This is a genomic window from Streptomyces sp. NPDC020780 (assembly GCF_044334475.1).
In the GTDB taxonomy this organism is placed as follows: Bacteria; Actinomycetota; Actinomycetes; order Streptomycetales; family Streptomycetaceae; genus Streptomyces.
This window is the reverse complement of sequence record NZ_JBIRTB010000020.1, coordinates 39,047-59,455: the sequence shown is the minus strand read 5'-3', so window position 1 is coordinate 59,455 and position 20,409 is coordinate 39,047. Positions and strand designations below refer to the sequence as shown.

Below are 20,409 nucleotides of genomic sequence, written 5' to 3'. Positions count from 1 at the left end.
TGACCACCCGCCCGACCGACGGACCACCGCCGACAGACACAGCCACCCCAAGGAGAACCCCAGATGCCCGACCTGTTCAGCCCCGTAACCGTCGGCAAGTGGACACTGCCCAACCGGATCGCCATGGCCCCCATGACCCGCAACCGCGCCGACGCCTCCGGCGTGCCCGGCGAGGCCACCGCCACCTACTACCGGCAGCGGGCCACTGCCGGCCTGATCATCACCGAAGGCATCCAGCCCAGCGCAACCGGACAGGGCTACTCGAACACCCCTGGCCTCCACACACGCCGTCAGATCGGCGGATGGAGCGCCGTCGCCGACGGCGTGCACGAGGAAGGCGGCCACATTGTCGCCCAGATCATGCACGCGGGACGGATCGCGCACCCGGACAACAAGGACGGCCACGAAACCGTAGCCCCCAGCGCCCTCGCCGCGCCCGGCGAGATGTTCACCCCGAGTGGGCCCAGGCCACACCCGGTACCGCGGGCCCTGACCACGGCGGAGATCCCGTCCGTCATCGAGGAGTACGCGGACAGCGCACGCGCCGCCGTCGAAGCCGGCCTCGACGGCATCGAACTGCACGGTGCCAACGGCTACCTGATCCATCAGTTCCTCGCACCGTCCACCAACCACCGCACCGACACCTACGGCGGATCCACGACAGGCCGGGCACGCTTCGCGATCGACCTGGTGACGGCCGTGGCCGAGGCGGTCGGCAGCGAACGCGTGGGCCTGCGCATCTCGCCGGGCATCAACCTGCACGGAGCGATCGAGGACGACCCGGCCGAAACCGCCGCGACCTACCGCACTCTCATCGACGCGATCGCCCCGCTGGGGCTCGCCTACCTGCACACCATCGGTGACCCCGCCACACCCCTGCTCACCGACCTCCGGACCCGCTTCGACGGCACGCTCATCGTCAACGACGGCTGGTACCCGATGACCGACGCCACCGCCGCCCGCCGGCACATCGACAGCGGCCGGGCAGACCTCGTCTCCGTCGGCAGGGCCTTCATCGCCAACCCCGACCTCGTCCGGCGCTGGCAGAACCACGCCCCCGTCACCGAACCCGATCCCACCACGTTCTACGGCGGCGACACCCGCGGCTACACCGACTACACCACGCTCGCCGACTGACAGCGATACCGCGCAGGCAGAAGATGGCCCATGCGACACCTCGGCCACGCAGAAGCCGCACCAGGACCCGGGCAGGGGCGCGGGCCACTCGACCGCCATCTGGCGGGCCGTCGGCATCCTGGTTGTGTGCACGACCATCGCAGTGATCTTCATCAGCACCGGCAAGCCGGGGACCGCCGCCCTGTCGTCAAACGATGGCACCCTCAAGTCGAGCTCGCCATCGTTTGCCGACAGGCAGGCGGCGCGTCCGATGAACCCCCGCAATCCAGGGTTCGCGGCGCCGCGAATCCCATCAGATCCGATGGCGATTGCTGACAGGGTTTAACGACAGACAGGGTCCGATCCTTCGTACGGAAGGGGCCTTTCGGTGGCGAACCTGGTTGGCAAGCGGGCCTCGACCGACCAGCAGTCCACCGCCCGGCAGGACCTCGTCCTGGAGGGATCGAGGACCCGGTCGTCTTCGTGGAGGACCTCCCCTCGAGGTCCTGGATCGCCGACCTCGACGCCGGGCCGGCCGACGTCGTCACCGTCGCCGCGGCCGCTCCGGCCAACCCAGACCTGGCGGCCCGCCTCCAGGCGGACGCCCCGCTGAACGCCCGCACGCACCCGCGCCGACGCAGCACCGCCTGGACGAGGTCGGCGATCCGTGCCCTCCCTACGCCGGGCTGCCCGGCGATCGGCAGCGGGAGGGCGGCGCCTTTTGCAGCCCACCCCGTCGTGCTGGCGTGATCCACCAACATGAGCGATTCATGTGCGATCCAATGTGGGTATGATGTAGAGTATCCAGTGGAGGTGAGCCCTGTGCCCACTGAAAACGAGCTGCTCGGCAACGTGGACGCGCTGCTGGAACAGGTCGCCCAGGGCGACCTGCCCCCGCCTGCTGAGCGCAGGCGTCTACGCGAGGCTGCCGGGCTGAGCCAGGCCCAGGTCGCGAAGACTCTCGACACGCGCCGCGAGGCGGTCGGGAACTGGGAGGCCGGCCGGACCGTGCCGCGGCCGCCGCAGCGCGCCGCCTACGCGAAGCTCCTGGAGAGGCTGGCCGAATGCTTTCCCGTCCCCGATGACGAGGCGCCCGGCGAATCCGTGTACGGCGACAAGCTCTTCTGGCTCTCGGTTGTGATTCAGCGCAAGTACGCGCAGATCTGTGCCGAGTTCGACCTGACCTCCTCGCAGGCCACGCTGCTCTGCGCAGTCAGGGACGAGCCGCGGCAGATGGCTGAGCTCGCCGCGTCGTTGGGTATGACCAAGAACGCATTGAGCCAGCTGGTCGATCGCACCGCGCGGCGCGAGTTGGTCGGCCGGGCAAGCTCGGCGCAGGACCGACGGGTCGTCATGCTCAGTGCCACGCCCACGGGGAAGGTGCTCGCCGAGGCCCTTTACGCCGAGGTCATCAAGCGCCTGCCCGAGATCGCGAGGAACCTCGACGCCGACGACCAGCGCGACTTCGAGCGCGTGGCCACCGCCATCGTGGACACCTCGGACCTCTCTTCGCCCACCTCGAACCAACCCGTCACACCGTGAGGTCCCGCTACCCCCGCACCTTGACGACGTTCATGCCATGAACTAATTTCGTCCATGTCATGAACTAGTGAAGGTTGGCAGCGATGAGCACACGGACGACCGGCACCATCGCAGTCTTCGGCGCGACGGGGCGACAGGGCGGGGCGGTGGTCGACGCGCTGCTGGACCACAAGGCGCGGGTGCGGGCTCTGGTCCGTAACCCGCAGTCCGACCGGGCTCACGCGCTGGCCGCCCGCGGCGTCGAGCTGGCGGCCATCCGGACCGACGACCCGGCGTCGCTGGCCGCCGCGCTGGCGGCGGTCGAGGCGTTCTGCTTCATGACCCCGGAAGCGAACAACCTCGAAGAGGTCGAGACGGAGATCCGCATCGGCACCGCGCTCGTCGACGCGGCGGTCGCGGCACGCGTCCCGCACGTCGTGTTCAACTCGGTCTTCGGCGCGGACCGGGAGCGGGATGTGCCGAACCATGACTCGAAGCACTCGATCGAGGAGCACCTGAGGAAGTCCGGCCTCAGGGCCGCGATGGTTCGCCCGACCCCCTTCATGGAGGAGATGGCACCGAGCCTGGAGCACGGAGAGATCGTGGTGAGGCTGCCGCTTCCGGAGGACGTCGCCCTGAAGATGATCTCGGTCAGGGACGTCGGCCGGGTCGCCGCCGCGCTCCTGCTCGACACCGCGGAGGCACCCGGCGGAGCCGTCGAGCTCGTCGGCGACGAGCTGACGGGTCCTCAGATCGCTGCGGCGTTCGGCGCGCGCGCCGGGCTCCCGGCACGGTACGAGGCCCTCCCGCTGAGCGTGCTTCCCAGCGACCTCGACAGGGCGATGTTCCGCCAGTTCGCGAAGGCGGGGGACCACCCGTCGGATCTTGCGGTGGTGCGGGCGATCGAGCCGGCCACCCTCGACCTGGCCGAGTGGATCCGATACACCGGCTGGACCGCGCCCCCGAACGTGGCTGGTTCCTGAGCCTCCGAGCCGGAACCGGTCGAAGTGCCGGTGCGGCCGCCACCGGTCCCGGCCAAGGCGATCTTTCCCCCTGGAGCGACGAGCACTGGAGCAGGACATGAAGGCGATCACCTACACCGAGTTCGGCGGCCCGGAAGTCCTCGGCCTCGAAGAGGTCGACGAGCCGCACGCCGGACCCGGGCAGGTGCGGCTGAAGGTCGTGGCGGCAGGGGTCAACCCGCTCGACTCCAAGATCCGCAACGGGTGGAGGCCGCACATCGCCCCACCGTTCCCGGTGATCCCCGGCGTGGAGGCGGCCGGCGTCGTCGACGAGGTCGGCGAAGGCGTGACCGGCGTCGCGGTGGGTGACGAGGTCCTGGGGTGGACCGTCACCGGCGCATACGCCGAGCACGCGCTGGCCGTCGACTTCGGCCCGAAGCCCGCGGACCTCGACTGGGACCTCGCCGCGGCACTGCCCGTCGCCGTCGAGACCTCGGTCCGCGTGCTCGACGCCCTCGGCGTCGGGGAAGGCGACACGCTCCTGCTGCACGGAGCCGCGGGTGTGGCCGGCGCCGTCGGTGTTCAGCTCGCGGTCACCCGCGGCGCCACGGTCATGGGCACCGCCTCCCCCGGAAACCACGACTACCTGCGCTCGCTGGGCGCGATCCCGGTCGCCTACGGCGCCGGCCTCGCCGACCGGGTCCGCGAGGCCGCACCGCAGGGCATCGACGCCGTGTACGACGCCGCGGGGGCAGGCGACCTGGAGGTGTCGATCGACCTGCGCGGCGGCACCGACCGGATCATCACCATCGCCGATCTGAAGGCCGTCGAGCTGGGCGTCACCTTCTCCGGCCCCGGCGCGCCGTTCGGTTCCCGCCTCGGCGAGTACGCCCGCCTCGCAGCCGACGGCAAGCTCACGGTGCGCATCGCGCAGAGCCTTCTGCTGGAGGACGCCGCGAAGGCGCAGGAACTGAGCGCGAGCGGTCACGCCGCCGGGAAGCTCGTCCTGCGGCCGTAGCTCAGCGCCCGGCCGCGCTGGCGGGCCTGTTCCAGGACCCATGGGGCGACGTTCGCTCCGGCGCGGCCGGTGCGGGTGCTGCCGAGAATGATCGCGATCTTCGGCAACGTGACTCCTGTGGGTAGAAGTCTCCGGGCGGGGGAGAGCTGTGTGCGGTGGGCGTACCGGCCCTGGGGGAAAGGCCGGTGGGGTCCGCCGCCGCGTGGCGTGGGGGCGGGGGTTACGGGGCTGCCGGACCGGTGGTGAGGAACGCCGTCATCTGCTCCAGGCCTTGCGGGCCGAACATCGTGTCCAGGCTCCGGGCGGAGTCGGCGGCGGAGGCTTCGCTGCGCGGGAAGAGGGCTTCCTCGTAGGCGGTCAGGGCGGCCTCGGTGTCGCCGGGGTGTGCGGCGATGGCCAGGGCGAGTTCGGCGCCGTCGAACATGGCGAGGTTGGCGCCCTCGCCGGCGAAGGGCGACATCACGTGGGCGGCGTCGCCGAGCAGGGTCACGCCCGGCACGCGGTTCCAGCGGTGGCCCACCGGCAGGGCGTGGATGCGGCGGGGGGTCATGGTGTCCGCGTCGGTGATCAGGCCGCGCAGGGCCTCGTCCCAGCCCTCGAAGCGGGCGAGGACGGCCTGCTTGGCCGCCGTCAGGTCGGCGAAGTCGACCGTGTCGAGCCAGCCCTCGTCCGCCTTGAGGGCGGTGTGGACGTGGAGGCTGCCGTCGGTCTCCTTGTGGGCGAGGAAGCCGCGCTCGTCGCCGAGGCAGATGAAGAAACCGCCGCCGATCACGGCCGCGCTGCGCGGGTGGCGGGTCTCGGCCTCCAGCAGGTCGGTCTCGACGAAGGAGATGCCGGTGTACGCGGGCCTGGCGTCGGAAAGCAGGGGCCGCACGCGTGACCAGGCGCCGTCGGCGCCGATCAGCAGGTCGGTGGTGATGGCGGAGCCGTTGGCGAAGGTCACCTCGTGGCGTCCGCCGTCCAGGGCGCGGACTCCGGTGATCTTCCTGTCCCAGTGGACGGTGCCGTCGGGGAGGGCGTCGAGGAGCAGGTCGCGCAGGTCGCCGCGGTCGACCTCGGGCCGGCCGCCGGTGCCGTCGTCCTCCTCCGAGACGTGGACGGTGCCGTCACGCCCGAGCAGGCGCATGGCCTGGCCGCCCTCGTGAATGATCTTGAGGAAGCCGTCGTGGAGGCCGGCGGCGTGCAGGGCCTTCTGGCCGTTCTCCTCGTGGATGTCGAGCATGCCGCCCTGCGTGCGGGCCTCCCGCGACGGCTCCAGCTCGAAGACGGCCGCCTTGATGCCGTGGACGTGGAGGACACGGGCGGCGGTGAGGCCGCCGAGACCTCCGCCGATGATCGCGATGGGGTGGTGCGTGTTCATGGGGTCCTCCTCGGGGTGCGGGGAATGACGCTGCGGCCGCCCTTGCCAGCTCGCACTTCAACCGTAACGAACGTGTTCGTAGCGAACAAGTTCGTCGATGGGTTGCGTCCCTCGTGCGTCCCTCCCGTGCGCCATGGGCGCGGGCCGAAGCGCAAAGCGGCGTCCCGAGCGGGACGCCGCAGCCCTCGGAGCCTCCCGGAATCAGCCGGTGGCGCCCGGGACGGGGGTGTGGAGGATGCCGTTGATCACGAGATCGAAGCCCCAGGACAGCCGGGCGTCCTGGGTGCCGGACAGTAGCGCCGGCAGGTGCGCCTTGATCATCGGGTGCTCGGCCTTGTCCACGCCGTGCGCGGCACGGGTGAGCGCGTCCCAGTCGTCCTGACTCATCGGGTCGCGCTCCTGGGTGCCGTGCTCGGCCGCGGTGGCGGTCGCGTACTGCAGGAGGTTGTCCACTCCCCAGGCGACCTGCTCGCGCGGGGCGCCGCTGCGGGAGAGCAGCAGTAGGAGGCGTTCGAGCAGGTCCAGGTAGTTCGCGCCGCTCGGGCGGGCGATCAGGGCGGAGCGGGCGAGCTGCGGGTGCTCGAAGAGCAGGCGGGTGTAGGAGGTCAGGACCGCGACAAGGTCGTCGCGCCAGTCGGCCCCGGGCCGGTCGGCGGGCAGCTCCACCTCACCCAGGAGCGCGTCCAGGACGGCGGCGTGCAGCTCGGCGGTGTTGGCCACGTAGACGTAGAGCGAGGCCGGGCCGGTATCCAGCTCCTGGGCCAGGCGCCGCATGGTCACCTTCTCCAGCCCCTCGGACCGCATGACCCGCACCGCCGCCTCGACGATCCCCCACCGTGTCAGGGCCGGCTTCGCGGGTCGTTCCCGCCGGCTGATCGGTTCTCGCTTGGCAGTCATACGCCGATCGTAACGAACATGTTCGCCGCCCAGGGCGGTTGGGAAACACGCCTTGCCCGCCCCGCCCGTCGAGCCGGCGCCCCCTGGGCAGGCTCCTTCGCCGCGGGCTGCCGGGCCGGTACGCCCGCCATGCCACCGGCCAGGCACGTGCGAGAACCGCCAGCGCCACCGGCCCCACGGTGCCGAAGCCCTCCGGGGCCCGCGCCCCGGGGCCGCCGCCGGGACGTCCACTACTCCCAGCGACGACCCTCCCGCCCGTGCCCGCCGGCTCCCGGCCACGGGGTCCTCGGCGCAACGCTCCGCGGTCTCCCGTTTCGAGCCAGGACCGTGCCCCCGCCGTGCGGGTTGCGGCCCGCGTCCCCCTTCCCGGCAGTGCCGGCCGACGTTTCAACGCCCGGCTCGGACCTGTCCGGTCGTACGGGTTCCGCTATCCGCAACTGATCTCCGGCTGAGTCCTGGCCCTGACGTCCCCGACGGAGACGTTCGGAGCCAGTTCGACCAGACGCAGGCCCTCGGTGGTGACGTCCAGGACGCACAGGTCCGTGATGATCCGCTGCACGGCCCGCTTTCCGGTGAGGGGCAGGGAGCACTCCTCGACGATCTTGAAGCTCCCGTCCCGAGCGACGTGCTCCATCAGGACGATGACCCGCCTGGCACCGTGCACCAGGTCCATCGCCCCGCCCATCCCCTTGACCATCTTTCCGGGGATCATCCAGTTCGCGATGTCCCCCTTCGCCGATACCTGCATGGCTCCCAGGACCGCTGCGTCGATCTTGCCGCCCCGGATCATGCCGAAGCTGGTCGCGGAGTCGAAGAACGAGGCGCCGGCGCGGACGGTGACGGTCTCCTTGCCTGCGTTGATCAGGTCGGGATCGACCTCGTCCTCGGCCGGGTAGGGGCCCGTGCCGAGGATGCCGTTCTCGGACTGGAGTACCAGCTCCACGTCCGCCGGGATGTGGTTGGGCACCAGCGTGGGCAGACCGATGCCGAGGTTGACGTAGTCACCGTCGGACAGTTCCGCCGCGGCACGGGCCGCCATCTGCTCGCGGGTCCAGCTCATCGCACCGTCCTCTTCTCGATCCGCTTGTCGGCGGCCTGCTCGGGCGACAGCGCGACGACACGGTGTACGTAGACGCCCGGCAGGTGCACGTGGTCGGGGTCGAGTTCGCCGGGCTCGACGAGTTCCTCGACCTCCGCGACGCAGATCCGGCCCGCCATGGCGGCCAGGGGGTTGAAATTGCGGGCGGCCCTGTCGAAGACCAGGTTGCCGTGCCGGTCCCCGCGGGCGGCCCGTACCAGTGCGGCGTCCGCCACGAGGGCGTGCTCGAGGACGTAGGTGCCGCCGTCGAACTTCTGGGTCTGCTTGGCCGGTGAGGCGATCTCGACGTCACCCGCGCTGTCGTACTTCCAGGGCAGGCCGCCTTCGGCCACCTGCGTGCCGACACCGGTGGCGGTGAAGAACGCGGGAATGCCGGAGCCGCCGGCCCGCAGCCGTTCGGCCAGCGTTCCCTGGGGCGTGAGCTCGACCTCCAGTTCACCGGCGAGATACTGCCGGGCGAACTCCTTGTTCTCCCCCACGTAGGAGGCGACGATGCGGCGGATCCGGCCTGCGGCGAGCAGGAGACCGAGTCCCCAGTCGTCGACACCGGCGTTGTTGGAGACGACCTGGAGCCGGTCGGCGCCCGACCGGAGGACGGCGTCGATCAGCACGGAGGGAATGCCGCACAGGCCGAAGCCGCCCACTGCCAACGTCGCTCCGGAACCGATGTCCTCGACCGCCTCGGCGGCGGAGGGAACCACCTTGTCCATCAGGCCTCCCGGCCGTGTCGCGCGGCGACGATGCGCCCCCGCGCCTCACCGAAGCCGACGCGGGTGCCGCCGGCTCCGGGAGCGGTGGCGCGCAGCACCACCTCGTCGCCGTCTTCCAGGAACGTCCGCTGCTCCCCGGCGACCGTCACCGGCTCAGCCCCGCCCCAGGTCAGCTCGATGAAGGCGCCGCGCTGCCCCTTGGCCGGCCCCGAGACGGTGCCCGAGGCGAACAGGTCGCCGGTGCGGGTGGGTGCTCCGTTGACCGTGAGATGGGCCAGCATCTGTGCGGGCGACCAGTACATGGCGGCGTACGGCGGCCGGGAGACGACCTGGCCGTTCCACTCGACCTCCAGGCCGATGTCCAGGCCCCAGGGCTCGTCGAGCGCGAGGTAGGGGAGGACCTCCGGCTCCTGGACCGGGGTGCGCACCTTGGCTTCCTGCAGGGCCAGCAGCGGAACGACCCAGGGGGAGACGGTCGAGGCGAACGACTTGCCCAGGTTGGGCCCGAGCGGCACGTACTCCCATGCCTGGATGTCCCGGGCGGACCAGTCGTTGAAGAGGACGACGCCGAAGAGGTGCTTCTCCGCCTGCCCGGCCGCGACGGGCTCACCGGGCGCGCTGCCGGTGCCCACCACGAAGCCGAGTTCGGCCTCGATGTCGAGGCGTACCGACGGTCCGAAGACCGGTGCCGGGTCGTTCGGGCCCTTGCGCTGTCCGGCGGGGCGGACGATGTCGGTCCCGGAGACGACGATCGAGGCGGACCGGCCGTGGTAGCCGACCGGGAGGTGCTTCCAGTTCGGCATGAGCGGCTCGGGGTTGTCCGGGCGGAACAGCCGTCCGAGGTTGGCGGCATGGTGCTCCGACGCGTAGAAGTCGACGTAGTCGGCCACGTCGAACGGCAGATGAAGGGTCACGTCGGCGACGGGGTGCAGCGCGTCCCGGGGTACGTCCTCCTTCAGCGCGGCGGTGACGGCGGATCGCACCTGGACCCAGCGGTCGTAGCCCTGGGCCATGAACGGATTGAGCGTCGGGCCCGCGAACACGTCGTCGCCCAGGAGCGTCGCGAGGTCGACGACGTGCTCGCCGTAACGGGTGCCGACCCGGGGGTCGCGGCCGGGCAGCGAGTACACCCCGTAGGGCAGGTTGTGGATACCGAACAGGTCTTCTCGGGGCACGTCGAGGCGGACGGTGGCGGATGCGGTCACAGGAGGTCCTTGGTCAGGTCCGGGCCGAGCAGGTCGAGAGCCGCGAGCTCACCGACCGGCTCGGCGAGAGAACAGGTACCGAAAGAGCGGAAGGCCTTCCGGACTTCCGGCGACAGGGCGCGGACGAGCCCGGCGACCGTGGCGGCGTCGCGTTCGGCCAGGACCGCGGCGATCTCCCTTTCGCCGGCGCCGTCGAGCGCGGCGCCGGTGGCTGCGAGCAGGTTGAGGTGACCGTGCTGATCGAACAGGGTCCGCGGATCGGTGGTGCGCACCGCGTGGTGCAGCCCCGCCGTCGCCTTGAACGGGACCCCGGCGCCCACCGCGAGGTGTACGGCGCGCGCGAGTTCCCGCTCGTCGGGATACAGCTCGGCCCGCGTTCCGCCGGTGCGGAACTTCGCCAGGTACGGGGAGTCCGCCAGAGAGGCGATCAGCTCGGCACGGCGTTCGTCGCGCGGCACCTCCACGTACACGGTCACCAGGGTGCCGTCGTCCGCGTGCGACAGGGCGGCGGACAGCCGGGGCACGATCTCCGCGGCGGGCATGCCGTCGGGAACGGCGACCTCGAGGAACCGCAGCCGAGCTGCCCGCAGCGCGCTGACCGAGGCCCGCGCGTGCGCCGCGTCCTCGGGTGAGGGCACCGTGACCGAGAGCTCCACGGACCCCGCGTCGTACGCGGTCGTCAGCTCCGCCAGCTCGGCCAGCCGTGCCTGCGGAACCACGAGAGGCCCCACGAGCGGCGCGTGGGCGGCGGCGACGTGTTCCAGGTGCGCGGGCACCGCCTCGGCCAGCGGCATCTCGCCGGGCGGGAACACCGCGGCGTCGTCGCAGAACGAGGCGAACAGCTCCGGTGGGACCCTTCCGGCGCCGGGAGTCATGCCCGTCACCTGCCTGTCTCCTTGCCGCTCTCGGCCCATGAGTAGGCGTAGACGCCGTCGTCGCAGTCCCGTGCCGCCGCACCGAGTTCCAGCGGCTGGAAGGTGTCCACCATGACCGCCAGCTCGTCGAAGAACTCCGCTCCGACGGAACGCTCGTAGGCGCCGGGCTGCGGTCCGTGCGGGTGGCCGCCGGGGTGCAGACTGATCGAGCCCTGCCCGATCCGGGACCCCTTGCGGGCCTCGTAGTCACCGCCGCAGTAGAACATCACCTCGTCCGAGTCCACGTTGGAGTGGTAGTACGGGACCGGGATGGCGAGGGGGTGGTAGTCGACCTTGCGCGGCACGAAGTTGCAGACGACGAAGTTGTCGCCCTCGAACACCTGGTGGGCCGGCGGCGGCTGGTGGACCCGGCCCGTGAGGGGCTCGAAGTCTCGGATGCTGAAGACGTACGGGTAGAGGCAGCCGTCCCAGCCGACGACGTCGAAGGGATGGTGCGGCAGCGTGTGCACCGTGCCCGCGATTCCCCCCGGGCCGTTGCCGCGGTGCTTGATGTACACCTCGACGTCCTGCTCCGTCACGACCCTGGGGTTCTCGGGGCCGCGGAGGTCCCTCTCGCAGAACGGGGCGTGCTCCAGGAACTGCCCGTAACGGGAGAGATAGCGCTTGGCGGGGGTGATGTGGGAGTTGGCCTCGATGGCGTACAGCCGGACCGTGCCGTCCGGGACGATCCGGTACGTCGTCGCGCGGGGGATGACGACGTAGTCGCCGTCGTTCACCGGCAGATCTCCGAAGACGGTCTCGACCCGAGCCGCACCGGACTCGACGTAGAGGCACTCGTCACCGATCGCGTTGCGGTAGTACGGGCCGGCCGTACCGGCGACGACGTAGGAGAGCCGCACGTCCCCGTTGCCCAGCAACAGCCTCCGGCCGGTCACCGCGTCGGTCTCCGGAGCGTCCTCGCCGAAGAGGCCGTGCGTGGAGAGGTGGCGTGGTGTCAGCGGATGGTTCGGGACGAGCGACTGGTCCGGCAGCTCCCAGCTCCGGTACGCCGTGATCGCGGACGGGATGTTCACGTGGTAGAGCAGCGAGGAGTCGGACGAGAAGCCTTCCTCCCCCATCAGCTCCTCGAAGTACAGCGACCCGTCGGGTGCGCGGTGCTGAGTGTGGCGCTTGGGCGGGACGCTTCCCGCCACGCGGTAGTACGGCATGTCTGTCCCTCCTGTCGGCGGTTCGCCCTGTGGCGGTGGACACCCGCAGCGGCGGACGCAGGCGGCACCGGGCAGGTGCGACGCGGGGAAGGGCTGCGAGCTGCGCCGGGTGGTGCGCGTAGGCCGTGCGGCCTGAGGACATGCCCGGCGCCGTCGTGCTGGAGATGTCGCCACTGTTCCCAGATGTGCACCTGGCGCACACTTTTGTGCGCTGTCCGCAACCTGGATGCAACATAGTTCGCGTCCCGAGTGCGGTCAAGAGCTGCTGTGCCGCTGATCGGCCGAGTCGGGGCCCAGTAGGCGCGGCCGTGGCGGCGGCGGACGCGGGGAGCCGTCGGCACGCCGTTCGGTGGGGGTGACTAACCTTCGAGTGGCCGCACTCCATGCCCGGAGCCGCGGCGCGCTACGCCCCGCGGAGCCGACACAGGAGGAAGCCCACGTGGCCACCTTGCAGAGCCTGGACCGTGGCCTGCGTGCCCTCAGCCTCATCTCCCTCGCCTCCGAGGGCCTCACGGTCGCCGAGATCGCGGCACAGCTCGGCACCGACCGGGCGACCGCGTACCGCGTCGTCGACACGCTCGAGCAGCACGCGCTGGTGGCCCGGGGCGTGGGAAAGAAGATCCGGCTCGGGGCCGGCGCGGTCGTCTTCGCGAGCCGCTTCCAGCCCCAGCTGATTCGCGCGGCCGGACCGGTTCTCCAGGAACTCGCCGACGCCGCCGGGGTGGCCGCGTTCCTCTCCCTGGCCCAGGGGGACGACGCATGCGTCCCCGTGCTGTCCGCGGAACCCGCCCGGCAGACGATCTTCCAGGTCAGCTACCGCATCGGGGCCGGTCACCCGTTGGACCGGGGAGCCAACGGCATCGCCATCCTGGCGCTCCAGCCCGCGGCGGAGAGCGACTCCGAGGCCGTCGGACGAGCACGGGAGGCCGGGTACAGCGTCACCGCCGGGGAGCTTCAGCACGGAGCCGTCGGGGTGGCCGCGGGCTTCGAGGTGCCGCACCTGCTCGGCGCGTCCGTCGGCACGGTCGCCATGGGCGAGGTCGACGTCGATCGTCTCGGCGGGCTGGTGAGGGAGGCGGCCGCCCGGCTCGCACGGCTCAGCCGCGCCTGAACTCCGCCTCACCCGCACCACGGACGCCGCGCCCTGGGACCGGCACGGTGTTCGCAGCCTTCACGGGCGCCGCCCCGTCAGCAGACCCGCGGGCGGGCGCCGGACGCGCCGTCGTCGCGGCCGGCGCCCCGGGTGTCCGACGGGGGCGGTGCCGCGGACGTCGAGCGGGGCGGCGCCCGCCGGAGCGACCGGCCGGGCCCGTCAGCCGAGCAGTTCGCCCAGGCTCCTCGCGGCACGGGCCACCCTGGTGCCGAGCTGGTCGAGGTCGGTGTACTCGAAGACCGAGACACCGATGCTGGCCGCCGCCGTCCCGTTGCCCGACGGAACCGCGGCGGAGACGCCGGTCACGGCGGGAATGACCTCGCCCGTGGTGACGGCGTACCCCTTGGCGCGGGCCTCGGTGACCTCCGCGCGCTCACCCTCCCGGTACGGGCCGTGGGCGAGTACGGCGACGCCGCCGGAACCCTGCTCGATGGGATGGGTCTGACCGGGCCGGAAGGACACGTGGACCAGGGCGCCGCGCGGCTCCACCACCATGAGGGCGCGCATCTGGGTGACGCCCTCCTGGACCAGCAGGTGTGCGGTGGCCCCGGTGCTCTCGGCCAGCTCGTCCAGGACCGGACGGGCCAACGCGCGCAGATCCTGCTGTACGGGTTCGGCCAGCGACACCAGGCCCGTGCCCAGGACGATCCGGCGCTGGTGGTCGCGGCGGCACAGCTGATGTGCCTCCAGGGTCCGCACCAGGCGGTGTGCGACCGTGCGGTGCACCGAGATGGCGTCCGCCAGTTCGCTGACGGTCAAGCCCTGCTGCTGCTCCGAGAGGACTCTGAGCAGCAGCAGTCCGTGGTGCAGCGTCTTGGACATACCAGCATCGAGTTCCGGGACCGACCTGGTCGGCGGAGGTGAAGTCACGAATTCATCCCTTGACGGGTTTCAGCCAGCTACCTATGCTCCCATTATTCGCACAGGTGGTGCGAATATCGCACACCGCCTTGATGTCTCGCAAGCTCTCCTCTCCAGCGGCTCGGACGACTGCCGGAGCAGGACACGAGCCGAACGGATCTCCGTATGAACCCCAACGCGCCCGCGCCTTCAGCTAGCGCCCAGCTGGCCGAAATTCACCAGCTGTACCACGTCCAGAGCCACCTCATCGACGGTGGCCGCGCCGCGGAATGGGCAGCGACCTTCACCGCGGACGGCAGCTTCACCTCACCCTCCTATCCCGCCCCGGTGACCGGCACCGCCGAACTGACCGCGTTCGCGCAACGGTTCGCCGCCGACTGTGCCGCGGACAACGTGGTGCGCCGGCACGTGGTCAGCAATGTGGCGCTGACCGGCGACGACGGAGCCGGAACCTTGCGGGTGACGGCGTATCTGCAGATCGTCGCGACACCCGGCGGCGGTATCCCGCACACAGAACGGTTCACCACACTCACCGACCGGGTCGTCCACGACGGGGCCGGCTGGCGGATCGCCGCCCGCGTCGTACGCCGCGACGACGCCCCCGCCGGCCCCCAGGCCTGACGCCCCGGGCCGGGCCCGCACACAGCACGACACCCCTACGGCGACGTCCGGCCGGGCCACGACCCGGAGCGTCGGTGAGAAGCCCGGGCGACGACCGGCACCCTCCCGCCGAAAGCACCGGCACCCGTCCCGACCCGCACTGCCTCGGACGTGTGACAGCGACCCCGCCCCGGAAGTCGCCCATGCCCTTCAGTGCCCCACCCAAGCTTTCGCGCGTTCTAAGGACCGATCCATGGCAGACCTGGCACCCGAGCCGACGCAGACGAACCGACCAGGAGAGGCGTTGTCCGAGGCCGCCGCGAACCCGGCCTCCACCCTGAAAGTCATCCGAGCGGCCATCCTCGGGACCGTCGTCGAGTACTACGACTTCGGCATCTACGGCTACATGGCCACCCTTCTCGCCGCGCACTTCTTCGTCGAGAGCGACCCGAACTCGGCACTCCTCTCCACCTTCGCCGCGTTCGCGGTCGCCTTCTTCCTCCGGGCACCCGGAGGCATCCTCTTCGGTCACATGGGCGACAAGTACGGCCGCAAGAAGGCCCTCACCTGGACCATCCTGCTGATGGCCGTCGCCACCACCGGCATCGGGCTGATCCCCTCGTACGCCACGCTCGGCATCTGGGCAACCTGCCTCCTGGTGCTGTGCCGCTGCCTCCAGGGCTTCGCGGCCGGCGGCGAACTCGGCGGCGCGAACGCCTTCGTGTCCGAACACGCCCCGGCCCACCGACGCGCGTTCCAGACCTCGTTCGTGAACACCGGCACCTACCTCGGCTCGCTGGCCGCCTCCCTGGTCGCACTGGTGCTGACCTCGGCTGTCAGCGAGGACACCCTGCACGACTGGGCCTGGCGCATCCCCTTCCTCCTCAGCGCGGTGATCGGCCTGATCGGCCTCTACATCCGCAGGCAACTGCCCGAGACCGAGCAGTTCGAGGCCGTACAGGAGAGCGACTCGGTCGAGGTGGCGAAGTACCCCATCGCCGACGTGTTCACCCACGCCTGGCGCCAGATCGTGCTGGTCATCTTCCTCGGAGCGCTGATCGTCGGCGGCTACTACGTGGCCGGAGTGTACGCAGCCAGCTACCTCCAGACCGAGGGGGGACGGTCGGCCGACTTCGCGTTCACCTCCACGTGCATCGCCATGGTCGCCGCGGTGATCAGCCTGCCCATCGCCGGATACGTCGGCGACCGCATCGGCCGCCGGCCCGTGTTCTTCTTCGGCAGCGGCATCACCGCCCTCATCTCCCTCCCGGCCTTCATGGTGATGCGTGACGGCAGCCCGGTGGCCGCCGTCCTCGCCCAGTGCTCGTTGACCTTCTTCATCGGCCTGGTCAACGGCGTCTCGTTCGCCACCTACGCCGAGATCTTCCGCGCGCGCTACCGCTACAGCGGCATCGCGATGAGCAACAACGTCACCAACATGGCGCTGGGAGGCACAGCGCCCTTCATCGCCACGCTCCTGATCAGCACCACCGACAACAACCTGGCGCCGGCGGGATACCTGATCGCCACCGCCCTCATGACCTTCATCGCCACCTTCTTCCTCAAGGAGACCCGCAGAACGGAGCTGCAACTGTGAACCGCACACGGACCGGCCGACGTAGGTTCGAAGGCTGTACCGTCCTGGTCACCGGCGCTGCCGGGGGCCTGGGCCGTGCCGACTGCCTGGCACTGGCCTCCGAGGGCGCGCACGTCTGGGCCACCGACATCGACGTCGCCGCAGCCGAGGCGCTCGTCCCCGAACTCGCGGCGGTCGGTGGGTCGGGGCAGGCCACCCACCTGGACGTCGCCGACGCCGCGTCCTGGAGTGCGCTGGCCGACGAGGTGGAGGCCGCCGGGCCGCTCCACGGCCTCGTCAACAACGCCGGCGTCAGCCTGCGCGCGGGTATCGCCGACACCACCGTCGAACAGTGGCAGCGCGTCATGGACATCAACCTCTCCAGCGTCTTCTACGGACTCAAGACGCTCACCCCCGCACTCACGCGCGGGGCCGACGACGGCAGCGCCGCAGTCGTGAACGTCTCCTCCATCGCCGGGATGGTCGGCTACTTCTCCGCCACGTACGGCACCAGCAAATGGGGCGTCCGCGGGCTGTCGAAGGTCGGCGCGCTCGAACTCGCCGCGCACGGCATCCGCGTGAACTCACTGCACCCGGGACTCACCGCCACGCCCCTGCTCCACCAGGCCCCCGACACCGCCTTCGTGGACGAGAGCGTGCGGTCGGTCCCGGCGGGCCGACTCGCCACTCCCGAGGAGATCGCGCGCGTCGTCACCTTCCTGCTGTCCGACGACGCCACCTACATCACGGGCGAGGAAGTCGTCGTCGACGGCGGACTGACGTCCGGAGGGCTCTACCACCGCATCCTCGCGGGACTGGCTGAAAGGCCCTGAACCGCCCCACCGGGACCGGCCGACGACCGACGCGCCGACGACCGACGCGCGTCGGCACCGGTCCGCGACCCACCACACCCCACCCCACCTGAAGGACCTCCCATGACCACCACCAACACACCCGACAGCAACCCCGGCCGCGTCAACCACGACGCCCTGCCCGCGATCAACCCCGAACTGGTCGGCCGCACCGTCGTCGTGACCGGCGCCGGCCGCGGCATGGGCGCACTCTTCATCGAGGAACTGGCACGCCGAGGCGTCAACGGCGTCGGCGGAGACCTCGACCAGGAGGAGATGTCCTCCGTCGCCGAGAAGATCAATGCCCGCCTCGCCGGCACCAGCGGCGCGGGCCGCGTGGTCGGCGTCGGCGCCGACGTCACCGACCCGGCCGCCGGCGACGAACTGGTCGGCACCGCCCTGCGTGAGTTCGGCCGCCTCGACCTGTGGGTCAACAACGCCGGCGTCTTCCCCCAGGCCGGGTTCACCGACATCACACCCCAGCAGCTCGCACTCACCTACGGCGTCAACGTCAACGGCGTCGTGTACGGCGGACAGGCCGCTGCCCGCCACTTCCGCACCGTCGGGGGCGGCGCGATCGTCAACATGTCCTCGGTCGCCGCCGTCCGCGCACGGCCGACCCGTGCCACGTACAACTCCTCGAAGGCCGCCGTGCGGCACCTCACGACCTGCATGGCCGTCGAGCTCGGCCCCGACAACATCCGCGTCAACTCCATCGCCCCGGGCTACATCGACACCGAGATGACCCGCTGGATCCGCGAGGACCAGGCGGCGATGGACCGCGCCCTCACCACGGTCCCGCTGCGCCGGATCGGCGCGCCCATGGAGGTCTTCGCCGCCCTGTACTTCCTCCTCTCGGACAGCGCCCGGTACATCACCGGCATCAGCATCCCGGTGGACGGCGGTTCCCAGCATGTCTGAACCCCACGCCACCGCATACGACTACGACGTCATCGTGGTCGGCGCAGGCGGCGCCGGCCTGGCGGCCTCCGTCTCGGCCGCCCAGGCGGGCGCACGCGTACTGCTGCTGGAGGCCGAGGACGAGATCGGCGGATCCACCCAGCTCTCCGCCGGGCTGCTGACCGCCTCGGCCACCAGCGTCCAGGACAGCCTCGGCATCGACGACTCGCCGCTCCGCATGTTCCAGCACTACATGGACCTGAACGGCTGGCGGGTCCGGCCCGGCCCCGTCAGGATGTTCTGCGAGGAGTCCAGCAGCACCGTCGAGTGGTTGCTCGAACTCGGTGTCGAGATACCCGCCCAGGTGTCGCGCAGCGCCCACCAGCCGGGACTCACCCGAGCCGGCGTGGAGGACGTCTGGCGAGGCCACGTCCCCAAGGACCAGGGCTACGGACTGGTGCAGGTGCTCGACAAGGCCCGCGCACGACTCCACGTGGACCTGGCCCTCGGCAGCCGGGTCGAGGACCTGGTGGTACGGGACGGTGCCGTCCGCGGCGTCCTCCTGGACGGTGAGGAGGCGACCGCCCCGGCCGTCGTCATCGCCAGCGGCGGCCTCGCGGCCGACCCCGACCTGGTCCGCCGGTTCCTTCCCGACGCCGAGACCGCCGGGGACGCACTGTTCGTGGTGGCCGCGCCCGGCTCACGGGGCGACCACGTCGGCATCGCCGAGCGACACGGCCTCGCACTGTTCGGCCAGGGCTGGGGCCTGCTCCTGGTGACCGCCGAATTCCAGCGGTACCACCACTGGCAGAGCGGATTCCCGCCCGCCTCCCGCATCCACGTCGGCCTGGACGGCCGACGCTGCATGGACGAGGACGCCCCGTACGCCGTCAGCCCGGGCATCCTCAAGGACCACGGCGGCTGGGTCTGGTCCGTGTTCGACGACGACGCCCGCCTGTCCCTGCCCTCCGGCTACGCCGACTGGGACGCCGACCGGGTCCTGGAAGAGGTCGCCAAGGGCGTCGTCCTGCGCGCCGACACCCTCGAGCGACTCGCGGACCTGATGGACGTGCCCCCGGATCACCTGACCGCGAGCGTCACCCGCTTCAACGCCCTGTTCGCCGACGGCACCGACGAGGACTACCTGCGCCACGAATCCCTCGCCGCCAAGGGCGCCGACCCACACCTCGCCCCGATAGCGAACGGACCGTTCTTCGCGGTGCGGATGCTCCCCGCCGAACTGGTCTGCACCCACACCGGCCTCGAGGTGGACGCCCGGACCCGGGTGCTGGGCACCGACGGCCGGGCTCTGCCAGGCCTGTACGCGGCAGGCGAGGCAGCCGGCGGAATCCTCGGCGAACGCTATGTGGGCGGCGGCAACTCCGTCGCCCACGCGCTGGTACTCGGCCGGGTCGCCGGCCGTGAGGCGGCCGCCCGCGCGGTCGCGTCCTCATCCCCGACCGACAAGGCCCCCGCATGAGCCGCGCCGACGACCGTTTCGAGATCCAGGACGTCCTGTTCCGCTACGCCCGGGCGGTGGACCGACTGGATTACGACGCCGTAGCGGCCTGCTACTTCGACGACGCCGTCGACATCCACGGCGGGTACACGGGGGACGCCGCCGGGCTCGTCGAGGACATCCGCGCCCGGCACCGCACCATCGACTCCTCCCAGCACTTCATCTCCAACGTGCTGGTGAAATTCACGGGCGAGCACAGTGCCGACGTCGAGTCGTACTGCCTGTGTTTCCTGCGGCAGGCCCCCGCCGAACCCGGCGGGGGGCAGGATCTGGCGATCATCCGCTGCCGATACGTCGACCGGTTCGAGCGTCGCGACGGTTCCTGGGGCATCGCCGACCGGGTCGTCGTGTTCGACGAGTCGCGCGTCATCCGCATGGCCGACGGCCTGGCTCCCGACTGGGTCGCATCGCGACGCGACGGAACCGACCCCGTGTACAGCTGGGGGCACCGGAGCCACGCGTAGGCCGTGAGCAGCGGGGGCGAGCCCCCGTCGGGGCCGGCCGCGCGGCGCGGGATCGTGTGGCCGGCTTCCGCCGTCGGCCGTAGCGACGCAGAGCCAGTGCGGTGGCCGGCCGGCGAGGTCGTACGGGTCGGGTCCGTCAAAGCCCGTGACCCCGAACCGGACTCGATCGGTACCATCTTGTTCCTCGGCGGTGCATACCTGAGCAAGACTGGCCATCAACCCACCGACCCCCCCCGAAAACCTCAGTAGTCGAGGTCAGCATGGGGGAGGGGCACCACCCTGACCTTCTACGTGAGCCAGTGGAGCGGAGAGGATCGGCGACTTGATGGCCGGCGTCGGGCCGTCGCCGACGAGACCGGCCTCCGGCTTCCCATGCCGCCGGCCTCCCTCATCGGGGTCGAGTACCTCTTCATGCCGGACCTCCTCGTCGAAGTCGAGGCGACCGCACTGCTGGACTGATCCCTCCGACAGGGCCCCCGGCCGCCCCTGCACGGCCGCGTGGAGAGGGCTTGGG

The 20,409-nt window shown here is 71.1% G+C and carries 21 protein-coding genes and 2 pseudogenes; 14 read left to right on the top strand and 9 right to left on the bottom strand.

Annotated elements, in window-relative coordinates; genetic code table 11:
• Nucleotides 1-63 precede the first annotated feature (63 nt).
• From ACH4VO_RS29205 to ACH4VO_RS29180, 6 genes and pseudogenes are all read left to right on the top strand, one after another.
• Entirely contained in the window at nt 64-1,137 is a 1,074-nt protein-coding gene (locus tag ACH4VO_RS29205; protein WP_360994837.1) for an alkene reductase, read from the top strand.
• Between the two features lie 462 nt (nt 1,138-1,599).
• Nucleotides 1,600-1,866, top strand: a complete 267-nt coding sequence (locus ACH4VO_RS29200; RefSeq protein ID WP_360994834.1) for a hypothetical protein — start codon at nt 1,600-1,602, stop codon at nt 1,864-1,866.
• Between the two features lie 72 nt (nt 1,867-1,938).
• A pseudogene (locus tag ACH4VO_RS29195) lies at nt 1,939-2,211 on the top strand (helix-turn-helix transcriptional regulator); the annotation flags it as partial.
• Nucleotides 2,212-2,220: 9 nt separating this feature from the next.
• Nucleotides 2,221-2,658 carry a MarR family transcriptional regulator gene (locus ACH4VO_RS29190; RefSeq protein ID WP_360994999.1) on the top strand — a complete coding sequence of 146 codons (438 nt, stop codon included), beginning with the start codon at nt 2,221-2,223 and terminating at the stop codon, nt 2,656-2,658.
• Nucleotides 2,659-2,741: 83 nt separating this feature from the next.
• Complete coding sequence (locus ACH4VO_RS29185; protein ID WP_360994831.1) at nt 2,742-3,620, top strand: NmrA/HSCARG family protein; 879 nt, start codon at nt 2,742-2,744, stop codon at nt 3,618-3,620.
• A gap of 97 nt (nt 3,621-3,717) precedes the next feature.
• Nucleotides 3,718-4,617 (top strand): NADP-dependent oxidoreductase, encoded by a 900-nt coding sequence (locus ACH4VO_RS29180; RefSeq protein WP_360994828.1) that lies wholly within the window; start codon nt 3,718-3,720, stop codon nt 4,615-4,617.
• Here ACH4VO_RS29180 and ACH4VO_RS29175 read toward each other — a convergent pair.
• From ACH4VO_RS29175 to ACH4VO_RS29140, 8 genes are all read right to left on the bottom strand, one after another.
• Nucleotides 4,584-4,724, bottom strand: coding sequence for a hypothetical protein (locus tag ACH4VO_RS29175; RefSeq protein ID WP_360994825.1), 141 nt, complete (start codon nt 4,722-4,724; stop codon nt 4,584-4,586). The two genes, ACH4VO_RS29180 and ACH4VO_RS29175, sit on opposite strands and share 34 nt — an antisense overlap.
• A gap of 113 nt (nt 4,725-4,837) precedes the next feature.
• Nucleotides 4,838-5,977 carry an NAD(P)/FAD-dependent oxidoreductase gene (locus tag ACH4VO_RS29170; RefSeq protein ID WP_360994823.1) on the bottom strand — a complete coding sequence of 380 codons (1,140 nt, stop codon included), beginning with the start codon at nt 5,975-5,977 and terminating at the stop codon, nt 4,838-4,840.
• Between the two features lie 201 nt (nt 5,978-6,178).
• Nucleotides 6,179-6,874, bottom strand: a complete 696-nt coding sequence (locus ACH4VO_RS29165; protein WP_360994820.1) for a TetR/AcrR family transcriptional regulator — start codon at nt 6,872-6,874, stop codon at nt 6,179-6,181.
• A gap of 427 nt (nt 6,875-7,301) precedes the next feature.
• Nucleotides 7,302-7,934 (bottom strand): CoA transferase subunit B, encoded by a 633-nt coding sequence (locus ACH4VO_RS29160; RefSeq protein ID WP_360994817.1) that lies wholly within the window; start codon nt 7,932-7,934, stop codon nt 7,302-7,304.
• Nucleotides 7,931-8,683, bottom strand: coding sequence for a CoA transferase subunit A (locus ACH4VO_RS29155; protein ID WP_360994814.1), 753 nt, complete (start codon nt 8,681-8,683; stop codon nt 7,931-7,933). Before ACH4VO_RS29155 ends, ACH4VO_RS29160 begins: the two co-directional genes overlap by 4 nt.
• A complete protein-coding gene (gene fahA / locus ACH4VO_RS29150) occupies nt 8,683-9,888 on the bottom strand; it encodes a fumarylacetoacetase (protein ID WP_360994811.1) in 1,206 nt (401 codons plus the stop codon). The genes ACH4VO_RS29155 and fahA overlap by 1 nt, the downstream gene beginning before the upstream one ends.
• Entirely contained in the window at nt 9,885-10,763 is an 879-nt protein-coding gene (locus ACH4VO_RS29145) for a hypothetical protein (RefSeq protein WP_360994996.1), read from the bottom strand. Before ACH4VO_RS29145 ends, fahA begins: the two co-directional genes overlap by 4 nt.
• A 5-nt stretch (nt 10,764-10,768) precedes the next feature.
• Nucleotides 10,769-11,971 (bottom strand): homogentisate 1,2-dioxygenase, encoded by a 1,203-nt coding sequence (locus tag ACH4VO_RS29140; RefSeq protein WP_360994808.1) that lies wholly within the window; start codon nt 11,969-11,971, stop codon nt 10,769-10,771.
• Nucleotides 11,972-12,410: 439 nt separating this feature from the next.
• On the opposite strand from ACH4VO_RS29140, the gene ACH4VO_RS29135 reads away from it, so the two are divergent.
• Entirely contained in the window at nt 12,411-13,082 is a 672-nt protein-coding gene (locus ACH4VO_RS29135) for a helix-turn-helix domain-containing protein (RefSeq protein ID WP_360994805.1), read from the top strand.
• 201 nt (nt 13,083-13,283) lie between these two features.
• On the opposite strand, the gene ACH4VO_RS29130 is transcribed toward ACH4VO_RS29135, so the two are convergent.
• Entirely contained in the window at nt 13,284-13,946 is a 663-nt protein-coding gene (locus tag ACH4VO_RS29130; protein WP_069173529.1) for an IclR family transcriptional regulator, read from the bottom strand.
• A gap of 204 nt (nt 13,947-14,150) precedes the next feature.
• Between ACH4VO_RS29130 and ACH4VO_RS29125 the strand changes: the two genes are divergently transcribed.
• The 7 genes and pseudogenes from ACH4VO_RS29125 to ACH4VO_RS29095 all read left to right on the top strand — a co-directional run.
• Nucleotides 14,151-14,606: a nuclear transport factor 2 family protein gene (locus ACH4VO_RS29125; protein WP_360994801.1), complete on the top strand. Its 456-nt coding sequence runs from the start codon at nt 14,151-14,153 to the stop codon at nt 14,604-14,606.
• Nucleotides 14,607-14,838: 232 nt separating this feature from the next.
• Complete coding sequence (locus ACH4VO_RS29120; RefSeq protein WP_360994798.1) at nt 14,839-16,182, top strand: MFS transporter; 1,344 nt, start codon at nt 14,839-14,841, stop codon at nt 16,180-16,182.
• Nucleotides 16,179-16,994, top strand: coding sequence for an SDR family NAD(P)-dependent oxidoreductase (locus ACH4VO_RS29115; protein WP_360994795.1), 816 nt, complete (start codon nt 16,179-16,181; stop codon nt 16,992-16,994). The genes ACH4VO_RS29120 and ACH4VO_RS29115 overlap by 4 nt, the downstream gene beginning before the upstream one ends.
• Nucleotides 16,995-17,096: 102 nt before the next feature.
• Nucleotides 17,097-17,933, top strand: coding sequence for an SDR family oxidoreductase (locus ACH4VO_RS29110; RefSeq protein WP_360994792.1), 837 nt, complete (start codon nt 17,097-17,099; stop codon nt 17,931-17,933).
• The gene (locus tag ACH4VO_RS29105; protein WP_360994789.1) at nt 17,926-19,392 is read left to right on the top strand and encodes an FAD-dependent oxidoreductase; all 1,467 of its coding nucleotides are present in this window, start codon (nt 17,926-17,928) and stop codon (nt 19,390-19,392) included. The genes ACH4VO_RS29110 and ACH4VO_RS29105 overlap by 8 nt, the downstream gene beginning before the upstream one ends.
• The gene (locus ACH4VO_RS29100) at nt 19,389-19,895 is read left to right on the top strand and encodes a nuclear transport factor 2 family protein (RefSeq protein ID WP_360994786.1); all 507 of its coding nucleotides are present in this window, start codon (nt 19,389-19,391) and stop codon (nt 19,893-19,895) included. The genes ACH4VO_RS29105 and ACH4VO_RS29100 overlap by 4 nt, the downstream gene beginning before the upstream one ends.
• A gap of 279 nt (nt 19,896-20,174) precedes the next feature.
• Nucleotides 20,175-20,354 (top strand): annotated as a pseudogene (locus ACH4VO_RS29095) (RidA family protein); the annotation flags it as partial.
• Nucleotides 20,355-20,409 lie beyond the last annotated feature (55 nt).